Genomic DNA, 2,688 nt, shown 5'->3' on the forward strand with positions numbered 1-2,688 from the left:
ACCGCGTTGAAGAGCGTGCTCTTGCCGCAGTTCGGCTGTCCGACGAGGACGAGTCTCACGATTCGACGACGACCTTCCGCGCCAGCCCCCGGCCGATGGCGAACCGCGAGCCGTCGATCTCGACCACGACCGGCCCGCCCATGGGGCCACGCACGAGGACGCTGACGGTGACGCCGGGGAGGAGGCCCATGTTGGCCAAGCGCGCCCGAACGTCGCGCCCGCCGTTGATGTCGGTGACCCGCACCGGCGTTCCGGCCGACGCCCTTTCCAACGTGTCCGTCACCAGCGTTCCTCCGCGCGCGGCGCTGCGGGCTTCGACATCTCCCGACACCGGAATGGTAGGTTCACTGAATCCGTGAAGCAATTCGGTCGCAGGCGTTTCGCAGGAAAATCGTGAGAAGCGACACGATGCGCCATGTCCGCGAGATGCCGTTCGCTGCGGCTGATGTTCATTCTCTTTGTCGCACCTGCCGACAAGACGGCTTACCCGCCCGCGCCTCGCGTTTGCCGCCCGCCTCCCGCCGTGGATCCAGCGGAACGTTGCCTTTCGTCGTGAAAGGCAGGATTGCGCGGGAATCGAGTCGGGCGGCAGGCGCGGTGGGGGCGCCGTTGTTCCGACGTCGTGATCGGCGCGCCAGCCGCCCCTACATTTCCGCCGAACGTGTCCGCGCAAGGCGCCGTCGCGTTCGGTCCATAACGTGCCGCAATCTGCGGTACGATGGCGAACGGCGGCCTAAGCCCGCCCGGGGGGAGACCAGATGGGCGCGATCGACGTGAAGCGGTTCCGTACGGGGGTGGCCGCCGTGCCGCGGGCCGCGACGCGGCCGGAGCCCGCGGCCTCGCGCCGCTTCGAGGGGCAGATCGACGAGTCGCCCGTCGCGACGCGCGCCTTCGGGCAGGTCGTCTGCTTCGTCCAGGAAGGGTTGAAGGACTTCGAGGGCCCGACGCCGGAGCTGCTGCGGATCGTCTTCGGGATCCAGCAGGACTGGCGCGCGGCGGCGTGGGTCGCCGTGCACTCGTTCGGCGGGGAGTCGGGAGCGTCCGCGGTGCGGCGCTTCCACGGCAAGGACTTCGTCCGCGGCGTGCGGGACGTCGCGAAGACGGCGGAACGGATCAAGGCCGCGGCCGCCGCGGGACCGGCCGCGACGAACCTGTTCGTGGACGCGCTCTTCGAGCGGCCGAGCCGCGACGCCGGCGCCGACTTCTGCGGGAAGGACCTGCTGCTCTTCTTCTGCCGCGACCGCTCCCTCCGCCTCGCGCGGGATCTCGGAATGCGGGGCTTGCGGCTGCGCCGCCACTGCCTGTGGCTCTTCTTCGAGGACGACGACGCGATGGAACTCCACGGATACCTGCCGCCGCTCCACTCATGAGGACCGCGACGCGCCGGGAAAGCGCGCTTCCGGGGCCGCGGCGCACGGCGCGCCGCGCGAACGGGGCGGCCGGCGCGGGTCCTCGGGAGGAGTCGTGCGCAAGAGTCAACGCAGCAAGCGTCGCGACCGCGGCGCCGTCCGGCGGGCGACGAAGCGGAACCCGCGCCGCCGCGCCGCGTGGCGGACGAAGAAGCGGCGGGCGCGCCGCCGCGCCGCGCGGCGGCAGCGGCTCGCCGACAAGTGGCTCTCGTACCACTGCGTCGGCCTGAATCTTCCCTGCCTCGAAGACGACTACGAGTTTCCGTGGCACGCGCGGCTCCGTTTCGCCGTCCGCGAGGGGATGCCGCATTGGCTGCGGGACGTCTCCCGCAAGCTCGACGACGCGCTGTGGTGGTTCCGGCACCGCCTCGACCCCCGCCGTCGCTTCCACGTCGTGCCCACCGGACTGAAGCCCGGCTACCTCGACCCCGACGTGCGGATTCTCCACGCGTCGTTCGAGCTGTTCCGGCGCTGGTACGAGTACATGTCGTCGATGGTTTGCCGGGACGATCCGGATCTGCCCCCGGACTACGCCACGCTGCGCGAGCTCTACGTCTGGTGGACCAAGGGACGCGCCGAGGAGACGGCCGCGGTGGATGCGGTGCTCATGCGCTCGGCGAATCCGATCGAGCTTCAGGAAATGGGGATTCCGCACGATCCGCGGGAGTCCGTGGCCATGCTGGCGCTGCAGGAGCGGCTGGAGTCGAAGGACGACGTACAGCTCGCGCGCCTCGCGCTGCTGCGGCGACACCTCGAGTATCCCTGACCGGCCGTCGCCGGCGCCCCGCCCGCGCGACGGGGCGCCGGCGGCCCCGCGCGCGGGCGTTCGGCGCCACAATGCGCGCGGGGACCCGCGGGAAGAGCGCGGCGCCCAGCTTTCGGGGGAGCGCGATGGACATCGAGTTCCACCACGACCTGACCTATCTCGTCGCGGCGCGGGCGGGGTACGCCCCGCGCGAGGCGGCGACGATCGCCCACGCCGCGCAGCTCGTGGACGACAACAACGTCCGCTGGGAGATCGGCAAGGGCGGGCCGGACGCGCTCCGCAACTACATCAGCCAAACGATGAACATCGCGCGGCCGCGCCGCGAGCTGTTCCGCGTCTACTGCCTCTTCCACTTCGTCCCCGGCGACCCGGCCGCGCCCGCCGCGCAGCGGCGCGACGGCGCGATGCACCGCATGGTCGCGACTCCCGGCGCCGCCCCGGCACGGCGCGCGCTCGCCGCGGCGCGCGCCTCGGGCAACCTCCACCGCGTCGGCGTCGCCGCGCACGCCTTCG

4 protein-coding genes are annotated in these 2,688 nt (G+C 71.9%); 3 read left to right on the forward strand and 1 reads right to left on the reverse strand.

Going from position 1 to position 2,688, the window contains the following annotated elements:
* Positions 1-55: 55 nt before the first annotated feature.
* On the reverse strand, positions 56-283 hold the full coding sequence (locus LLG88_11510; GenBank protein ID MCE5247527.1) for a ferrous iron transport protein A: 228 nt from the start codon (positions 281-283) through the stop codon (positions 56-58).
* A 475-nt stretch (positions 284-758) separates the two neighbouring features.
* Here LLG88_11510 and LLG88_11515 point away from each other — a divergent pair, with 475 nt between their 5' ends.
* From LLG88_11515 to LLG88_11525, 3 genes are all read left to right on the forward strand, one after another.
* Entirely contained in the window at positions 759-1,370 is a 612-nt protein-coding gene (locus LLG88_11515; protein ID MCE5247528.1) for a hypothetical protein, read from the forward strand.
* A gap of 94 nt (positions 1,371-1,464) precedes the next feature.
* Positions 1,465-2,175: a hypothetical protein gene (locus LLG88_11520; protein MCE5247529.1), complete on the forward strand. Its 711-nt coding sequence runs from the start codon at positions 1,465-1,467 to the stop codon at positions 2,173-2,175.
* A gap of 125 nt (positions 2,176-2,300) precedes the next feature.
* The coding region (locus LLG88_11525; GenBank protein MCE5247530.1) for a hypothetical protein at positions 2,301-2,688 on the forward strand (388 nt) is incomplete at its 3' end.

This window comes from bacterium (genome assembly GCA_021372775.1).
GTDB lineage: Bacteria > Acidobacteriota > Polarisedimenticolia > J045 > J045 > JAJFTU01.

Bases quoted from the DNA above. Each gene is read 5' to 3' on its own strand.
- LLG88_11515 (MCE5247528.1), top strand. From the start codon at position 759: ATGGGCGCGATCGACGTGAAGCGGTTCCGTACGGGGGTGGCCGCCGTG.